The sequence below is a fragment of the Acinetobacter sp. LCT-H3 genome (assembly GCF_001866125.1).
GTDB lineage: Bacteria > Pseudomonadota > Gammaproteobacteria > Pseudomonadales > Moraxellaceae > Acinetobacter > Acinetobacter schindleri.
Genome location: NZ_MODX01000008.1, coordinates 78,390 through 97,035 on the forward strand (window position 1 = coordinate 78,390; position 18,646 = coordinate 97,035).

An 18,646-nucleotide genomic window follows, 5' to 3' on the forward strand; every position below is an offset into this window, starting at 1 on the left:
ACTCTCTTGCCATTAACGTGATAAACGGAATTCTGCTTTTCCGTTTACAGTATATGGTGACAATGAAATATTTTCGTTATTCAGGGTCATGGCCACAGCGGTTGCATCATCAAGACGGATCTGAAATGGAGTTTCACCATTTAAATCCAATGTTGATGATTGACGACCAGTAGCAAGCACTTTACCAGTTGAGTCAACAATATGGACTGAAGTAGGACGGCTAAATTCAAGTTTTAGCTGATCACCAGATACTGCTGCATTGGAATCCATATTAATGATTTCAACGTCTGATGCCTGAGTCATTACTTCCGGTTCTACTTCAGCGCTACTATTGCCTGACCAGTTTTGGATTATCGTTACCAATACACCTAAAACTGCTAACGCCACTAATGCGATTAAACCGCGTTTCAACCATTTACGGTTACGGTCACGATTAGAGCCCGGTAATTTACCCATAATCTTGATTGGGGAATTATTCAAGGCATGATTCGGCAACAGACCAGTATCATTGGCATAAATCTCATCAAAACGCTGAATGATATTCGATGCGTCGACGCCCAGGAACTTCGCATAAGTACGATAATAACCCTTGATAAAGGTCGCTTCCGGTAAAGCTTTATAATCATCTTGTTCCAGAGCAGTCAAAGTTTTGACTGGAATATTCAGTTCACTTTCAACATCTTCCAGCTCAAGTTTCTGGTTGATACGAATCTGGCGCAAGTACTCACCTGGACGTTGAACATTTCCTAACGCGTTTGGCGCTACGCTCGAATTATTCGATGGTGAATTAGGATTTACTTCCATACGGCCTCAGTAGTGTACTGTAATTGCAAATAACGTTGGTATTCCGGGCTTTCAGGGAATAATGCGCGCAATTGATTGACTAATACTTGCATGCCCATTTGATCACCCTCGGCACGCGCAGTACGAATGCCGATCCAGAGCGCACGAGCACCCTGGTTTTTCTGTCCCACTGAACGTACAAATTGTTGATACATATTCGACGCCGCCGGGAACTGCTGATTCAGATAAAAAATCTCTGCCAACTCTAACATTGAAATGTAAGAATCGCGATTGGCTTGCAGGGCCTGTTTGAATGATTTTTCAGCATTCACCAGATCGCCCTGCTTCAGGTAGATCCGCCCCATATTTTCAAGCGCAAGATAACGCTGGTCATAGCCTAGTGTCGCGCCTGCAATTGCAAACTGTTCAATTGCATCATTATAACGTTCAAGCTGATACAAATAGGTGCCATAATTGTTACGTGCCTGTGCATTTTTAGGTTCGGCTGAAATCGCGCGCTTAAAATAAGTTTCGGCACGATCCAAGTTCAGCCTACTACCTTCCTGCTGTAACAAAACACCCATCATCATATTGGCTTGAGCATCACGTGAATTAATTTTAAGCGCCTCATCTAGCGCTCTTTTCGCTGAATCCAGATCACCAGTCTTCAGATATTCAACCGCCAATTGAGTACGCACCTGGGTCGCTTTTTTAGGATCCTTTTTACCTACTTCTGCCGTTTGACAGCCAGATAGAGCAATAGAAACACATATTGTTGAAATAAAAGCAATTTTAGATGTCAGATTTCTCAATTGATGACCTCTTGTTATCCTTGTGAGCGCATGATCTCATTGGACTGCGCGATTTTCTTCTTCCACTGTTCCGCACGACGGGTACGGTCAGCAACTTGTCCCACTAATTGACCACATGCTGCATCAATATCATCACCACGTGTCTGACGAATCGTACACACAAAACCTGCATCAGACAAAGTTTTTTGGAAAGAAATAATACGGTTACGGCTTGAACGGCCATATGGTGCATGCGGAAACGGATTAAATGGAATCAGGTTAATTTTACTTGGCAAATTCTTCAATAATTTAATCATCTGCTGGGCATGTTCCGGTTTGTCATTCACGCCGTCCAGCATGACATATTCAATGGTCACATGTTTACGTGCGCTCTCATTGCCATCTTTAGTGATATAGCGCTGACATGCTGCAATAAGTTGCTCAAGCGGATATTTTTTATTGATTGGCACGAGTTCATTACGTAGTTCATCATTAGGTGCATGCAATGATATCGCCAATGCCACATCAATGTCTTGTGCAAGTTGATCAATTTTAGGCACCACACCTGATGTTGACAGTGTCACACGGCGTTTTGACATACCGTAGGCAAAGTCATCCAGCATGATACGCATTGAACTGAGTACAGCATCGTAATTCAATAGTGGTTCGCCCATCCCCATCATGACGACATTCGTCACTGAACGCTCACGCTCCGCCACAGGCACATCTTCCATATAGGAATAGTTTGCCATCCATAACTGGCCGATAATTTCAGCCTGGCTTAGATCACGCTGGAAACCCTGTTTACCCGTTGAACAAAATGAACAGTCCAGTGCACAGCCCACCTGTGAAGAAATACATAAGGTCTTACGTGAGCCAGTTTTATCTTCTGCTGGAATGAGGACAGTTTCAACCAGTGAACCTTCACCATCACCGACACGGAACACCCATTTACGCGTACCGTCTTTAGAATAATTTTTATGCACCACTTCGGGCGCTTTAATTTCACAAATCTTTTCCAGCTTTTCACGCAACTTGCCTGAGATATTGGTCATCTCAGTAAAATCAGTCACAAAAAATTGGTGAATCCACTTCATCACCTGCCCGGCACGAAACTTCTTCTCACCCATATCTTCGAAGAATTTTTCCATTTGCGGACGTGACATGCCAAGTAAGTTCACTTTCTCGACAGCCTTTTGCTGTGCTGGAGCGGATGGAGTGTGTTGCTGTGCCTCAGAAACTGCTGATACAGCGACTGCTTCAGTACTCATGTGTATTACCTAAACCATGTCTAAAGATGAAAGGAGAAGCTCAATATCTGAGCAAAGAATTATTCAGGGAATAAAAAAACCAGATAAGTATAATAACACTTATCTGGCTTGAATACTGCGAATTAACGAGTACGTGGAGCAATCTCAGTTTGAGCGAAGAAGTAGTTAACTTCACGGTCAGCAGATGCTACAGAGTCAGAACCGTGAGCAGCATTTTCGTCGATGCTTACAGCGAAATCTGCACGGATAGTACCAGGAGCAGCTTCTTTAGGGTTAGTTGCGCCAAGGATTTCACGGTGAGCAAGAACTGCGTTTTCACCTTCAAGAACTGAAACAACAACTGGACCAGAAGTCATGAATGCAACTAGGTCACCAAAGAAACCACGTTCTTTGTGCTCAGCGTAGAAGCCTTCAGCTTCAGCTTGAGTCAGGTGCTTCATTTTAGTAGCAACAATTTTAAGACCCGCTTTTTCGAAACGAGCAAAGATTTCACCGATTACGTTTTTAGCAACTGCATCTGGTTTAACGATAGATAATGTACGTTCAATAGCCATGATTGGCTCCTTTAGTCAATGGTTGACATGAAAATTTGGCGCATTATACCGAGATAATCCGCAATTTTCTGCTTTTACTCTGTAAAAAAATCGCTTTTTTAGATGAGGTCTTAGCGCGCCTCGTCAATCCATGCCATTTGAATGGCTTCAAGCAGGCCTTCAGTTGATTTTTCAGGATTATCTTCAAAGTCTGGAAGTGCACAAACCCATGCATGCAAATCAGTAAAACGAATCCATTGCGGATCCACGTCCGGGTGTGCTTCATACAGTTCAATTGCGATATCAAGAGTATCAGTCCAACGTAAACCCATATCTATTCCTAATAGCCATTTGCTTCGATGTGGTACTTTAGCAAATCTGGCAGAATCTGCGAGTGTTTAACGGTTCCAGAGCTATATTTTTATAACACAATGTTCAAGAGCGGTGCCAGAGATATAAAACTTACCGCCACAGTTATACCGATGACAGCCCCCATTGCTACATCACTCGGATAATGCAGACCGAGTATCATTCGTGAGGCTGCGACCAACACAGTAAAAGGCAGCATTAAAATCAGTAGAACTGGAACTGCATAACCCAGCATCGTCGTTGCCATGACGGCATGCAAGGTATGTCCTGAGGGAAAACTGTAATAGTCTAGAGGATGGTCACCGAGACGAATAAGCTGATGCACCTGATAAGGTCGGGGGCGTACAGTTTTAGTTTTTAGTACTTTGTAGATTGCCGTACCAACAGTACTTCCCAAAATTAAATACAGCATTTGTAGGCTGTATAATAAACCTTGTAGCGCCCAGGTAGCGATGATCATCACGTACCAGAATACGCCATTGCCAAGCCGGCTGATAATTTTGAAAAAAACAGCCACACGTCCAGAATGCGAAAGATGATTTAATACTACGCAACCTTTTAAATCCATCTCCATTAATTTTTGTTTTGCATGATGGAATTTCACCGTTTGGCTTCCTGTAATATTTTCAGTTCATTTTATCGATTCTTAGCTACCGAATTATTTAAATCAAATTTAGAAATTAATATCGACTGAAATCCGATCACGATAAGTACCTGCTGGAACACCATTAAAAGGATTATCTACCAGTTGAACAGATACGATAAATTTCTGTCGCTGGGCTGCGCTCTGTTGGAGTGGTACTCCCCACGCATTACCGCTTGCTCCTCTTAAATTTAACTTAGTGCGGAGTTTATAGGCGCCATTAGATACATAACTCATACCATCAGTACTAACCAGATTTTGGCTATTAAATAAAATTGAATAACCAGTATCACAACTGATATTAAAAGACGTGGCTGCCTGGCTACGCTGGTAGCTTTGCAAACGAAGCTCATCATTAGCAAAGCCATCAATTGAACAATATTGAGCAGATGCCATGGTGCTCATCGCGGATACTGCTATTAATAACAAGAGTTGTTTCATTATAGTTTTCTCCTACTTGCAAACCGTTTCAAAAACATGTTTGTCCGCATTCTGGAATTGTATTTCATTTAGATTAAATTGTGCCTGGCATTGCTTTCCGCCTTGAGTTTTAATTTTCAGGTTATATGCACCTGCCTTAAATAAATAAAGATAGACCATACCCTGGCTATCAACAAAAGAAGCTTCCTGACTGAGTCCGTCTACAAGAACTTCAGACCCTGCAACCAGCGAATTTTGCTGTGCATCCTTAAGTTTGACAGCAACCCGTTTTGTTTTATAAATCGGAAAATCCAGACGATATCCGCGTTGATCTAAGCCCACCAGTTTCTTAGAAGAGTGTTCAAAAGTTTCATCCATTGCCAGCTGGTTATGATCAAAAGAAATGTCATAATGAATATAAGGAATAAGATTATGAACAAACATATACCCTTGTTTATTGGTACTTCCTACACGTGTTGCCGAGCGATAAATATCAATATCTGAATGTTGGTCCACATTAACCAAGGCAAAAGCGTTATCGGCATATTTGGTCAATGCAACTTTATTCCCCATCCAAACTAATGCGCCATCAAATGTAACTTGTGAATTACGGCGATCCTCATATTCATCATGAGATAATTGCAAGTTACCTACGCTGGTTTTCCATAAACCATAAGCATTGTAGTTAATTTCTTCATCACTTCGGTTTACACCCACGACATAATCAAAGCCATTCTGGGTCATGGTTCGATGGGCATAACTTAAACTTGTTTCATTGTCTGCGGTATCATGATCCAGAGAAATCCGCCCTCGTTCGCCCCAGTTATAATAAAAGGCGATACGAAATCCCTGATCTCCGTCCTCACTAAAATCTTTATAATAGCCAAAATCCGTATATAAGTTTCTCGTTAGACCTTTTGTCGCTCTAATATCAAAAAACTTACGGTCTTCTCTAGGTGAATCATCAAATTCATTATGATAAGATTGATAAATAAAATTAAAATTTAGACCATCAATAATTTTAAGATTAGAAAAGTTAAAATATAAAATACTTGAAGTCTCAATTTCGGAATCATATAAATCAGTATTCAAATATTGATACTCTTGCGTAAAATATCGACTATTTAAGCCAACTGACCAGTATTGGGAACTTCGACTCAAGCCAACTGCAGCAGCATAACCTTGCTCATCTATACGATCTGCCTTGCTTGCTGATACGGCGGTATCTAAAAGAAAATACTTACTGATACCTTGGGTCCACAACACATCTACATTGCTAACATCTTCACTATAAAGTAAATCTAGGCCCAATGTTGTAGAAGAGGTGATCCCTCGGCGAAAATAGAGTTTGCTAAAAAAATCACGATAATCATCATCCACAAGATCATAGTTATAACGCAGCTTTCCTAACGAAATATTGTATTCATTTAGTTTTGGCTTCAATAACCGGCTATTAATATAAACAGGAAAACTCCGAACAGTACGATTTCCAAGTATATCTTCCACCACAATTTGAGCATCACCTGCCTGATTGACGACTCCTCCAGCTGGTAAATTGTAATTACCTGGGGTGATTGAATCCCGGTAAAGTCTTACACCATTAATAAAAAGATCTACCGTAGAGGGTAAGCTGGCGCTACCATTTAAGGCCGGGATATTCCAATACACAAAATCAGGACGATCAATATAATTGGTTCCAAAGCTTAAACCGCCAAAACGAAAAGAATTATTTAGCAAGTTATAAGGACTGGTCGTATCACCGAAAGTCAGCTTCAAAAATTTTGTCGGAAAATCGATATCTAAGGTACTGTTTACGCGCAAAAACGTTTGTTCTGTTTCCTCAGGTTCATTCCGATAGAGAAACGCATTTTTAAACAACCAATAATCTTTAAAGATTCCAAACTCTGAGAACGTATTAAACTCTTGATCTTCTTCATCCTTACCATAAAACAGACTATAGTTCACAAAGCCACCAAAGTTTGCTTTTTCCGGAACTTCTATTTCCAGCTCATAATCGGTTCCTACGAAAAAATCTGCAGGAAAGAAGATTTTAATCGCCTGAAGACTATAATCATCCTCGACTGTAATTCCTGGCTGTGTTAATGAACAAAAATCTTTCTTAGCCAGGTGTCGTGAAATTTTTTCTACCCGTATTCCAATATCAGATAAAGCTTCACATTCAACAAATCTTTTCCCATTCTCAGAAAATGTTACAGTTTCAGTGTGATAATCCACACCATTGATCCATATATTAACGATAAGTACTTCTGGACTTTTTAGTTGATTTGATTCTTGACTAAGTTCTGCATTTGCATTTATCACTCCCATACCACATGCAATCATTAGGAAAAGTTTTGTGGCTTTCATAGCATGATCCTTTTACTATTTCTTATTTTTCTGAGATAGAACTATCACCCTTTTACTGGAAACTCTAAATACCCTGCCTGCTCATCTAATTTAATTTTTAATTTGGCTATGTTCCCAGTTTTAATTTCACCTAATTCAAATTTAATTTTATTACCGCTTAACACATACAAAGCTAAATCTTGTCGAAGTAATTCATTATTTTTATTATCGAGTACAACAACTTCAGTAATTTTCGCAAAAGAATTTTCTGAATTAATAATATTGAGATAGGCTATATTATTAATTTTGTGTAGATCCACACTGAGCTTTGGAGGAACTACCTTTCCAGCAAAAAGTGGTAAAGAAAAATTAAATAAAAAGTTAATCGCAGACTCCTCTGCAACTGGTGTTACTTCCTTAAAAACTACTCTCCAAGACTGTTGTTTTTCCAGGTTTTCCGGCGGCTGACTAAAGCCAATACGCACAATCTGCTTACTTTCTGGTTTAAGTTCAAAAGTTTTTGGATTAAATAATAAAGTTCTATCTTCTACAAGAACATCTTCTCCTTTTTCATCCTGCTGCCATTTATATGCATTAACTTCATATATTTTAGATTTAGATAGACCAGTACTTTCGATATTAACCGTAGTACTTTTCTGTCTTTTAAAATCTTGGATATTTAATTGTATCGGATTAAATTTAATTCCTGCAGACAAAGAAGCACTGTAGAGAAGCACAATTAGCAACCCTATTAATTTTATATTCACCTTTGACTCCAAATATTTAAATATAATTATTATTAATTTTTTATATTAAAGTAGGAGATGTTTAAAACATCTCCTAACGGTGTAACTATTTTATAAGAATGATTTTCTTATTTTTAGAATCGAACCGCTACTGTATAAGTACCACGGTAAGTACCAGCATCAGCGTTGTTATAATCATTTTGTGCAACTGTTGCAGTTACATTAAATGCCTGATCTGCATTGCCTGTACTAGCTAAAGTACCACCATTGTACACATCAGCAGCGCCATTTTGACGTGTGCTCACTTGTACCGGTACTGCGCCACCCGCTCCAGTTAAGGTATTTGGTGCTGAGATTTGCAGTCTGTATGGTGCATTTGTACGTACATTAAATGTTCCTGTATCTGTCCAAGTACCATTTTGTGCTTGAGCCAGCGTTAAGGTTTCATCTACGACATCTAGGTCGCAATGTCGAGCGACATCTAGAACTACATCAATTTTTCCATCACACTTATCAGCACAAGCATGCTTGCCTGGTTTATGTGGTTTAGTCGGTTTAGATGGACCTGGGCCACGATCTGGGCCACCTGCATATACACTTGCTGATCCTAAGCCAAGTACAACTGATGCTAATGCTGTTAGAACTATTTTATTCATTTTTTTCTCCATTCTTTTAAAAGAATATAAATATTTATTTCGAAGAACGGTTAATGCAAAACTCTTATTGTTATGAGTGTAGCTACCTAACCGTAGGCTTATCTTATTATTATTAGTTCCAAAACATACAAATGTGATAACTTTCACAATATGTTTTATTATTCTTTAATAAAGACACACTTTTGTCTTAGATCACTATATTCTAAAGAATTATTTTTTTCGAATTTTGCAATTAAGGCGAATTAAAGAGAAATTTATAAAAACTAATTTTCTATCAATATTTTCAATCTAAAAAATCAATTAAACATAAGTTATTGTTTTTATTTTATTTATATTAAATAAAAAATAGTTTCATTAAATATTAAAACCTTACAAAACCTTACAATTTACAATCCAATATTTTAAAATAAAAAAATTACTACTTTTATTTTTTTTGATTATTCATATATTTACATTATCCTTCTCATCAAAAAACCATTCAATATAAATAATTAAACCTCTACAATCAATAACTTAATAAATTATTTTTCACTATTTTAATACTTGTATCACAATTAATGACTTTTATTTCTTTTTCTATACAAATTCATTCAACCTTAAATTTTACGATAATTTTACTGGATATAAATTCAGTTCAAATAATAATTCAATTAACTTTATATTAAAATAATTAAATTATTTTTCATTTTAAATATAAAAAATTTAATTACTTCTAATTTTTAAGACCTGTTAATACTTAAGAATAATTTTCAATTAATCATATAAACCATTATCTTCCTATAGCTTATTTTATTTTAATTTTATTTATCAACTTAGTATAATCCACCCTTAGATCTAATTATCCACATTTCCAACTTATCAAAGAAAATTAATAATCAATAAATAATTAATTATTTTTAAACCCAATAATTTACATTTCTAAAAATAAAAATATAAAAACACCATTCAATTTGAGTGGTTTTTTCCTTTAAATCAAATGATCCGAGAAATTAGTTTTACTCTTTATAACGATCTTGTTTGCTTGAATCCAAGGTATGAACGAGTAAAAAACACTGTTTTGTACGAAGTGCAAGGAGGCAAAGCACTGATTTAAATGAAGCGCAAGAAGTGAAAGCACTGCTTTCATCTATTTGAGGCATGAAGTTCAACTCAAATAAATCAGTTTTGTTTTTTACGAGACATAAAAAAGCCCCTGTTAAAAACAAGGGCTTTTAGACTTAGAAATTAGAACTTAGTTCTTTTCTTTGTCTACGATTTTGTTTGCTTGAATCCAAGGCATCATCGCACGAAGTTTGTTACCCGTTACTTCGATACCGTGAGCAGCATTTTGACGACGACGTGCAGTCATAGATGGGTAGTTCAACGCACCTTCTTGGATAAACATCTTCGCATATTCACCTGATTGAATACGTTTAAGTGCATTGCGCATTGCTTCACGAGACTGTTCGTTAATAACTTCAGTACCAGTTACATATTCGCCGTATTCAGCGTTGTTAGATACTGAGTAGTTCATGTCCGCGATACCGCCTTCGAACATCAAGTCAACGATCAATTTAAGTTCGTGTAAACATTCGAAGTAAGCCATTTCAGGTGCATAACCCGCTTCAACCAAAGTTTCGAAGCCCATTTTAACCAATTCAACAGCACCACCACAAAGAACTGCTTGCTCACCAAATAAGTCAGTTTCAGTTTCTTCACGGAAAGAAGTTTCGATGATACCTGTACGGCCGCCACCAACACCTGATGCATAAGAAAGCGCAACGTTACGAGCGTTACCAGAAGCATCTTGATGAATAGCGATTAGGTCAGGAACACCTGAACCACGTTGGTATTCAGAACGTACAGTGTGACCAGGAGCTTTAGGCGCAACCATGATTACGTCTAGGTCTTTACGTGGAACCACTTGGTTATAAAGAACAGAGAAACCGTGAGCAAATGCAAGAGTCGCGCCTTCTTTGATGTTTGGCTCGATTACATCACGATAAAGTTGTGCTTGGAACTCGTCTGGAGTCAAGATCATCACTACGTCAGCTTGAGCAACAGCAGCAGGAACTTCAGCAACTTTAAGACCAGCGTTTTCAGCTTTTTTCCAAGAAGTAGAACCAGCGCGAAGACCTACAGTTACGTCTACACCAGAATCTTTAAGGTTAAGCGCGTGCGCGTGACCTTGTGAACCATAACCAATGATCGCTACTTTCTTAGATTGGATGATAGATAAGTCGCAGTCTTTATCGTAAAAAATTTGCATTGCTGTCTCCGCTTAATGCTTGTTTGTCTGTTTAACCAGGCAGTGAATCTTGTATTTACACTGCCTGATACCCCCTTCTTTTTAGGATGAGGAAATACTTTAAAATTAGATTGTCAGTACTTTTTCGCCGCGTGCGATACCCGAAACACCTGAACGAACCACTTCTAAAATGGTATGTTCTGCAAGTGCGTCAATAAACGCATCCACCTTTTCAGTTGTACCTGCAATTTGAATGGTATAAGTCGTTGGTGTTACATCAACAATCTGACCACGGAAAATATCGGCAGTACGTTTGATTTCATCACGCGATGAACCGAGTGCTTTGACTTTAATGAGCATCAGTTCACGTTCAATATGCGCACCTTCTGACAGATCCACTACTTTTACCACTTCAACTAATTTATTCAGCTGTTTAGTAATTTGTTCGATCTTGTGATCATCGCCATAAGTGGTCAATGTCAAACGAGAAAGTGTTGGATCTTCAGTTGGCGCAACGTTTAATGTTTCGATGTTGTAGCCACGTTGTGAGAATAAACCCACTAAACGGGAAAGCGCGCCTGCTTCATTTTCAACAAGTACAGAGATGATATGTCTCATGCTGTGCGCTCCCCTTTTGCCAACCACATATCCTGCATTGACTGACCTGCAATAAGCATCGGATAAACGTGCTCAGAGCGATCAACCATTACGTTAATAAATACGCACTTATCATTGATTGCCATCGCCTCTTCAAGCTTAGACTCAAGCTCATCTGCATGATCAATCTGAATACCAACATGACCATAAGCTTCCATCAATTTTGCAAAGTCCGGCAATGACTCTACATAAGAGCTAGAGTGACGACCTTCATAGTTCATATCCTGCCACTGTTTTACCATACCCAATGCACGGTTGTTCAGGCACAGAATTTTCACGTTCAAGCCGTATTGCTTACAGGTTGAAAGCTCCTGGATACACATCTGGATCGATGCTTCACCAGTGATACACACCACTTGCTGATCCGGAAATGCAAGCTTAGCCGCCATTGCATATGGCAGACCTACGCCCATCGTTCCTAAACCACCTGAGTTGATCCATTGACGTGGACGCTTGTAGCGATAGTGCAATGCGCCGAACATCTGGTGCTGGCCCACGTCAGAGGTGATGATCGCTTCGCCATTGGTCACTTTGTCGAGCGCACGAACTACTTGTTGAGGCTTCATCGAACCATCAGTCGGTAGATCAAACTTCAAGCAGTTCACTTGACGCCATTCATCAATTTGCTTCCACCATGCCGCAATCGCTTCAGGATTTGGCTTGGACACATTCATCTGTTTCAGCTGGTTCAGCATTTCGTTTAGTACAGGCTCTACTGCACCCACGATTGGAATGTGCGCCATGATGGTTTTAGAAATCGTCGCTGGGTCAATATCAATGTGAATGACCTTGGCATTTGGACAGAATTTCGCAGGATTATTGGTTACACGGTCATCGAAACGCGCACCAATACACAGAATCACGTCTGCATTGTGCATGCTCATGTTGGCTTCGTAAGTACCGTGCATACCGAGCATGCCCAGGAACTGTGGATCATCACCCGGGAATGCACCAAGACCCATCAAGGTATTGGTTACTGGGAAGCCCAACAGATGTGCAAGTTCAGTCAATTGTGCTGAAGCATTGCCTTGAACCACACCACCGCCAGAATAAATCACCGGGCGTTTAGCATGAATCAGTTCGTCAATCGCTTTACGGATTTGACCTGAATGACCACGGTATGGTGGCTGATACGAACGCATCTTCACTTTTTCAGGATATTCGTAAGCAAATTTCTCTGCTGGATTGGTCGCATCTTTCGGAATATCAACAACGACTGGACCTGGACGACCAGAAGCAGCGATATAGAATGCTTTTTTGATAATTGCCGGAATTTCGCTGGCATGACGAACCTGGAAGCTGTGCTTTACAATCGGACGGGAAATACCAACCATGTCCGTTTCCTGGAACGCATCCTCACCAATTAAGTGACTTGCAACCTGACCAGACAGGATCACCATTGGAATGGAATCCATATAAGCTGTTGCAATTGGAGTTACGGTATTGGTTGCGCCCGGACCTGATGTCACAAGCACGACACCAGTTTTACCTGTTACGCGCGAGTATGCATCTGCCATATGGCCGGCAGCTTGTTCGTGACGTACGAGGTAATGATTAATTTTGTCTTGTTGAAATAGCGCGTCGTAGATATGTAGAACTGCGCCGCCTGGATATCCAAAAACATGTTCAACGCCTTCATCCGCTAATGCGCGAACGAGCATTTCACCACCAGATAAAAGTTCCAACGTGATTCACCCTAATATTATTCACTGCACAAATGGGAGGCATTTGCAGTGTTCATTCATTAACTGTCTGCACTGTTATAGCACATAAATTTCATAGTTTTCATAGCAATAGGAAAAAAATCTGGTCTCTTTACTGTTCGAGCAATACAAGACCTAAAACATGTTGGGATAAACATATTTTGCTTAGCTTTGTTCAATTTCTCGGCTAGAGAAATCGCCCACTGCATGAAATGACACTTATTCGAAGGGTGATCGATCTAAGGCATATAAAACTATTGCAGCATTCTTGTGTTTTCAGTCTCTAAAGTCAAGTTCAAAAAACACTCTGTTTCATCTAGCTTATAGGGTTTTTGCTGTTTTTCTAAACTTTTATTCAAGATATAGCATTACAGACCTTCTTTATTTAGCAAAAATATTTAATAAAATCATTATTATAAATATTTATTTCTATAAAATTTTAGTATGCCTTATATAAAAAAAATGAATGAATTTTTCTATTTTTTGATTTTAATGTTTATAAATAAATTTACTTATTGGTCTGTTTATATTTTCTTCAATTAGCTTTTTCTACATTTATTACGAAAAGTCGATAAAATTACTCCTCTAATTATTTAAACTGACTACAATATGCACAACCTGAATGCTGAGACTGCAAAGGATCGATAACCATGACACGTTCACTGTTTGCCATGTTAACAAACACCCTTCTACTCTGTTTTATGAGTGGAAACACCATGGCAAATCAATACTATAAATGGGTCGATGCCAAGGGAGTAACGCATTACACCAAAACACCACCGCCAAAAAATGCAAAAAAAGCAGGTAAAGTGGAAACTTATGGCTGGAAAAATTCAGCCCCAACCCCTCCTAGAAATACTGAACCTGCTGAACAAACTGAGCGCGCATCTCAAGAACAGCTGCAACAATTGCCTCAAGCTCCAGCGGATCAAGACCAGCAGCAACGCGAAGCGAACGAAGCCTTGCAACAATCTAAAAAGCGTGCAGTCGCTTTATAAGGCATCCCTCTAATAGGACAGTCGTTTTTTCTTCGGGAAATGTGAGTGCAAAATTCACTATAAGTGCATTTTGCGCTATGCTGTGCCTCATAATTTTTTAACCGTTCTCTTGTATTACGTATATGACTACTCACATTGACTCAGAATACCAAGCCAGTGCGATTGAGCCTCAAGTCCAACAGGACTGGGAATCGCAGAAAGCCTTTAAAGTTGCCGACACTGTAGAAGGTCCACGTCGTTATATCCTCTCGATGTTCCCTTACCCTAGTGGCAAACTGCATATGGGTCATGTGCGTAACTATACGATTGGTGACGTGATCAGCCGTTTCCACCGTTTAAAAGGTGAAACTGTACTTCAGCCAATGGGTTGGGATGCTTTTGGTCTTCCTGCTGAAAACGCAGCAATTGCACATCAGGTTGCCCCTGCAAAATGGACGTTTGAAAACATTGATTACATGCGTAATCAGTTGAAAAAGTTAGGTCTTGCAGTAGACTGGGATCGCGAATTCGCAACCTGCACACCAGAATACTACCGCTGGGAACAATGGTTATTCGTTCAGCTTTATAAAAAAGGCCTGATCTACCGTAAGCTATCTACTGTGAACTGGGATCCAGTCGATCAAACTGTTCTTGCCAACGAACAAGTTGAAAATGGTCGCGGCTGGCGTTCAGGTGCATTGGTAGAAAAACGTGATATTCCAATGTACTACTTCCGCATCACAGACTATGCGCAAGAATTATTGGATGACCTAGACACACTCAAAGACGGTTGGCCACAACAAGTCTTGACCATGCAACGTAACTGGATTGGTCGCTCGCAAGGTATGGAAATTACCTTCCCTTCAGCAAATCCTGAAGTTTACTCAGATGGTCTAACTGTATTTACCACACGTGCCGACACCTTGATGGGTGTGACTTATGTTGCTGTTGCAGCAGAACACCCAATGGCGCTAAAAGCGGCTGAAACGAATCCTGAATTAAAAGCATTTATTGAAGAATGCCGTATGGGTTCTGTGGCAGAAGCGGATCTAGCGACTGCCGAGAAGAAAGGCATGGCAACAGGTTTGTCAGTTAAGCACCCTGTAACAGGTGAACAAGTTCCAGTTTGGATCGCAAACTATGTGTTGATGTCATACGGTTCAGGTGCGGTGATGGCAGTACCTTCACACGATGAACGTGACTTCGAATTTGCCAACAAATATGGCTTAACCATCAAGCAAGTGATTGATGCCAAAGGCGCAGATGATGCGGACTTTGATGCAACACAATGGCAAGAATGGTACGGTTCGAAAGAAGGCAAATTGGTCAATTCAGGCGAATTTGACGGTTTCGATTTCCAAGGCGCATTTGATGCATTCTTAGCGAAACTTGAGCCACAAGGTCTTGCGAATGTAAAAGTTCAATTCCGTTTACGTGACTGGGGTGTCTCTCGTCAGCGTTATTGGGGTTGTCCAATTCCAATGATCAACTGCCCAACGTGTGGTCAAGTGCCAGTGCCTGAAGATCAACTTCCTGTTGTACTTCCAACTGATGTGGTGCCAGACGGTTCAGGCAACCCATTGAACAAAATGCCTGAGTTCTACGAAACTAAATGTCCTTGTTGTGGTGGCGATGCACGTCGTGAAACCGATACGCTAGACACATTCGTAGAATCATCTTGGTACTATGCACGTTATGCATCTCCAGACTTTACAGATGGCATGGTGAAACCTGAAGCGGGTCAAACCTGGCTTCCTGTCAACCAATACATCGGTGGTGTTGAACACGCGATTCTGCATTTGCTTTATGCACGTTTCTTCCACAAATTGATGCGTGATGAAGGCGTGGTACAAGGTAACGAACCATTCACTAACCTTTTAACACAAGGTATGGTGCTTGCTGATACCTATTACCGCGAAGCGGAATCAGGTAAGAAAACATGGTTTAACCCTGCGGACATCGAGCTTGAAAAAGACGAAAAAGGTCGTATCACTTCTGCGAAATACAAAGAAGATGGTCAAGACGTTATCGTTGGCGGTCAAGAGAAGATGTCGAAGTCGAAAAACAACGGTATCGACCCTCAAGCGATTATTGACCAATACGGTGCAGATACTGCACGTGTATTCATGATGTTTGCTGCTCCACCAGATCAATCTCTTGAATGGTCAGATGCAGGTGTGGAAGGTGCAAACCGCTTTTTGAAACGTGTATGGCGTCTGGCAACGGGCTTCCTTGAACAAGGCAATGCTGCCGCAACCATCGACAAAGCGGCACTTTCAACTGCTGCGCAAGATTTACGTCGCAAGACCCATGAAACCATCCAAAAAGTGGGTGATGACATCGAACGTCGTCATGCCTTTAACACTGCCATTGCAGCGATGATGGAACTTCTGAACGCAAACAATAAGTTTGAAGCGAAAGATGACAATGATGTGGCTGTTGCACGTGAATCCATCACCACACTTCTGACTTTACTTGCGCCATTTGCACCACACTTAAGCCAAACGTTATTGGCACAGTTTGGTATTGAATTAACTTCTGCTCAATTCCCAAGCGTTGATGAATCTGCATTAACCCGTAATACGCAAACGATTGTGGTTCAAGTGAACGGTAAGCTTCGTGGCAAATTAGAAGTATCGGTAGACGCTTCTAAAGATGACATCTTGGCGCAAGCAAAAGCATTACCTGAAGTGCAACAATTCTTGACGGGTCCAACTAAGAAAGAAATTGTGGTGCCGAATAAGTTAGTGAATTTGGTGGTTTAATATCCTCAAGTTCCCTCTCCTATTAGGAGAGGGTTAGGGAGAGGTAATTTGAAAAAATCACCTCATCCTCTTGCGGAATATATTCCTCATCCCAGAGGGAGAAGGAACTTTATAAAGGATTTCACAATTCCCAAACAAAGCCCGTTGCCAGTCAACGGGCTTTGACTTTACAATCCCCTACAGAATTTCAATATTTTCCCATTTTGGAAAAACAGAGGACAGCGCATGCATTTGGGCAAACGTTTAGCAGTAATTGTTTTAACTTGTGGTCTGAGTGCAGGCTTAGTCGGCTGTGGCTTCCATCTTAAAGGTAATAATCCGAGCTCCGCACCTGTTACTTACTCTGTCATGAGCCTGTCTTTACCGCCCAATACTGAAGAACTGCAAGAGAAGCTGGCAGTTTACCTCGGTGCTGCAGGCGTACAGCTAAGTAATGCACCCAATGCTTATGTGTTACGTGTCTTGGATTATACCCCTCGCCGTCTAGAACTGAACGGTAAACTGGTAGAAACATTATTACGTCTCAATGTGACCTTCCGTATTGAAGATGCACGAGGTAATCCTGTGACTGAACCGCGTACGATCGTCGCGACCCGTACTTATCAATATGATATCGAGACAGTAAATACTGATGACCAGGAACAGGTTTTCCTGAAACAGGTTCTCATTGATGATGTAGCACAACAGATTGCGCGTCAGATATCATCAAATCGCCTACCATTGGCAAATCCTGAAACTCCTACTCAACCGGCACAATAAGACTGAACCATGAAACTTGATTACCTTCAGGCATTAAAACGTGTCTCCGATGCTCGCGGTGCCTGGGTGTTACATGGTCAGGAACCTCTGCTTGAGCAGAACTTGATGGATGCTTTTCGTACCAGCTGGCAACAGCGGGAAGTTGAACGTCAGCGCTATGATGTCAGTTCGGTCAGTGACTGGAAAAATGTCTTTAATGCATTAAATAGTTTGTCTCTGTTTTCGACTCAATTAGCGGTTGAAGTACATGGCAACATCAAGCCGGACGCTAGTGGCATCAAGCTATTAAAAAGCTATTTGCAGCAGGACAGTGACAATTTATTGCTGATCATCATGCCTAAACAGGATAGTAGCAGCCTGAAATCCAGCTTTTTCCAGGTCATGGATGCCAATGGCGTCAATGTCTCTCTGACAGCCAATTATCCGCGCGACCGTCAGCAAATTTTGTCAGTTGAGGCAGAAAAGCTCGGCATTAAACTTGCCAATGATGCCTGGGTATGGCTGGAACAACACCATGAGCATAACCTGCTGGCAGCCAAAAATAGTCTGATGCGTGTTAGTGATACCTTTGCTGAGATCGATGTAATCCAGGTGGATCATCTGTATGCCTGCCTGCAAGATCAATCACGTTATAGTACCTATGACCTGAGTGATGCCTTGCTAAATGGCAATCTGGCACAATCGATTAAAATTTTTCAGTATCTGATTGCTTCTGGTGAGCCATTGAGCTTAATTCTGTGGAGTATCAGCAAGGAAATGCGTTTGTTAATGCAACTGTTTGAACAGCCACAAAATGCGCTACAGATCGGTATCTGGAAAACCAAAGTTAGCCTATATCAACAGGCTTTACGTCGACTTAGCCCACAAACCTTTTTAGCTTGGCCGGCCCTGTTATTAAGAGTTGATGCTTCTATCAAAGGGTTGGGGCATGAAAACCCTGAACATTTGGTGCAGCAAGCCATTGCCAGCATGTGTGGCAAAACTTTATTTCATTAATAGC

The 18,646-nt window shown here is 40.5% G+C and carries 17 protein-coding genes; 4 read left to right on the plus strand and 13 right to left on the minus strand.

Translation table 11 applies throughout. From position 1 onward, the window contains the following. Positions 1-12 precede the first annotated feature (12 nt). The 13 genes from BK820_RS06335 to BK820_RS06395 all read right to left on the minus strand — a co-directional run bounded on the left by BK820_RS06335 (position 13) and on the right by BK820_RS06395 (position 13,127). The gene (locus BK820_RS06335; RefSeq protein ID WP_008303407.1) at positions 13-804 is read right to left on the minus strand and encodes a helix-turn-helix domain-containing protein; all 792 of its coding nucleotides are present in this window, start codon (positions 802-804) and stop codon (positions 13-15) included. Beyond that, complete coding sequence (gene pilW / locus BK820_RS06340; protein ID WP_071320448.1) at positions 795-1,595, minus strand: type IV pilus biogenesis/stability protein PilW; 801 nt, start codon at positions 1,593-1,595, stop codon at positions 795-797. Before pilW ends, BK820_RS06335 begins: the two co-directional genes overlap by 10 nt. A 14-nt stretch (positions 1,596-1,609) precedes the next feature. Then, the gene (rlmN, locus tag BK820_RS06345; RefSeq protein ID WP_071320449.1) at positions 1,610-2,845 is read right to left on the minus strand and encodes a dual-specificity RNA methyltransferase RlmN; all 1,236 of its coding nucleotides are present in this window, start codon (positions 2,843-2,845) and stop codon (positions 1,610-1,612) included. Between the two features lie 122 nt (positions 2,846-2,967). After that, on the minus strand, positions 2,968-3,399 hold the full coding sequence (gene ndk / locus BK820_RS06350; protein WP_004813112.1) for a nucleoside-diphosphate kinase: 432 nt from the start codon (positions 3,397-3,399) through the stop codon (positions 2,968-2,970). A gap of 110 nt (positions 3,400-3,509) precedes the next feature. Further along, a complete protein-coding gene (gene iscX / locus BK820_RS06355) occupies positions 3,510-3,710 on the minus strand; it encodes a Fe-S cluster assembly protein IscX (protein ID WP_004813114.1) in 201 nt (66 codons plus the stop codon). Between the two features lie 89 nt (positions 3,711-3,799). Beyond that, positions 3,800-4,351 (minus strand): phosphatase PAP2 family protein, encoded by a 552-nt coding sequence (locus BK820_RS06360; RefSeq protein ID WP_048881427.1) that lies wholly within the window; start codon positions 4,349-4,351, stop codon positions 3,800-3,802. Between the two features lie 69 nt (positions 4,352-4,420). Beyond that, positions 4,421-4,831 (minus strand): hypothetical protein, encoded by a 411-nt coding sequence (locus BK820_RS06365; protein WP_004890015.1) that lies wholly within the window; start codon positions 4,829-4,831, stop codon positions 4,421-4,423. A 12-nt stretch (positions 4,832-4,843) separates the two neighbouring features. Beyond that, a complete protein-coding gene (locus BK820_RS06370) occupies positions 4,844-7,177 on the minus strand; it encodes a fimbria/pilus outer membrane usher protein (RefSeq protein ID WP_005220945.1) in 2,334 nt (777 codons plus the stop codon). 44 nt (positions 7,178-7,221) lie between these two features. Then, positions 7,222-7,923 (minus strand): fimbrial biogenesis chaperone, encoded by a 702-nt coding sequence (locus BK820_RS06375; protein ID WP_071320450.1) that lies wholly within the window; start codon positions 7,921-7,923, stop codon positions 7,222-7,224. 113 nt (positions 7,924-8,036) lie between these two features. Then, a complete protein-coding gene (locus BK820_RS06380) occupies positions 8,037-8,558 on the minus strand; it encodes a hypothetical protein (RefSeq protein WP_071320451.1) in 522 nt (173 codons plus the stop codon). Between the two features lie 1,231 nt (positions 8,559-9,789). Further along, positions 9,790-10,806 (minus strand): ketol-acid reductoisomerase, encoded by a 1,017-nt coding sequence (gene ilvC, locus BK820_RS06385; RefSeq protein ID WP_071320452.1) that lies wholly within the window; start codon positions 10,804-10,806, stop codon positions 9,790-9,792. A 105-nt stretch (positions 10,807-10,911) separates the two neighbouring features. Then, on the minus strand, positions 10,912-11,403 hold the full coding sequence (gene ilvN / locus BK820_RS06390; RefSeq protein WP_004813125.1) for an acetolactate synthase small subunit: 492 nt from the start codon (positions 11,401-11,403) through the stop codon (positions 10,912-10,914). Next, positions 11,400-13,127, minus strand: a complete 1,728-nt coding sequence (locus tag BK820_RS06395; RefSeq protein ID WP_004813127.1) for an acetolactate synthase 3 large subunit — start codon at positions 13,125-13,127, stop codon at positions 11,400-11,402. Before BK820_RS06395 ends, ilvN begins: the two co-directional genes overlap by 4 nt. Before the next feature lie 689 nt (positions 13,128-13,816). Here BK820_RS06395 and BK820_RS06400 point away from each other — a divergent pair. The 4 genes from BK820_RS06400 (at position 13,817) to holA (ending at position 18,642) form a co-directional block, all read left to right on the plus strand. Beyond that, complete coding sequence (locus BK820_RS06400) at positions 13,817-14,143, plus strand: DUF4124 domain-containing protein (RefSeq protein ID WP_228715876.1); 327 nt, start codon at positions 13,817-13,819, stop codon at positions 14,141-14,143. A gap of 122 nt (positions 14,144-14,265) precedes the next feature. Next, positions 14,266-16,887: a leucine--tRNA ligase gene (gene leuS / locus BK820_RS06405; RefSeq protein ID WP_071320454.1), complete on the plus strand. Its 2,622-nt coding sequence runs from the start codon at positions 14,266-14,268 to the stop codon at positions 16,885-16,887. A 225-nt stretch (positions 16,888-17,112) separates the two neighbouring features. Continuing rightward, positions 17,113-17,646, plus strand: a complete 534-nt coding sequence (locus tag BK820_RS06410; RefSeq protein ID WP_071320455.1) for an LPS-assembly lipoprotein LptE — start codon at positions 17,113-17,115, stop codon at positions 17,644-17,646. 9 nt (positions 17,647-17,655) lie between these two features. After that, entirely contained in the window at positions 17,656-18,642 is a 987-nt protein-coding gene (holA, locus tag BK820_RS06415) for a DNA polymerase III subunit delta (RefSeq protein ID WP_071320456.1), read from the plus strand. Positions 18,643-18,646: the final 4 nt, after the last annotated feature.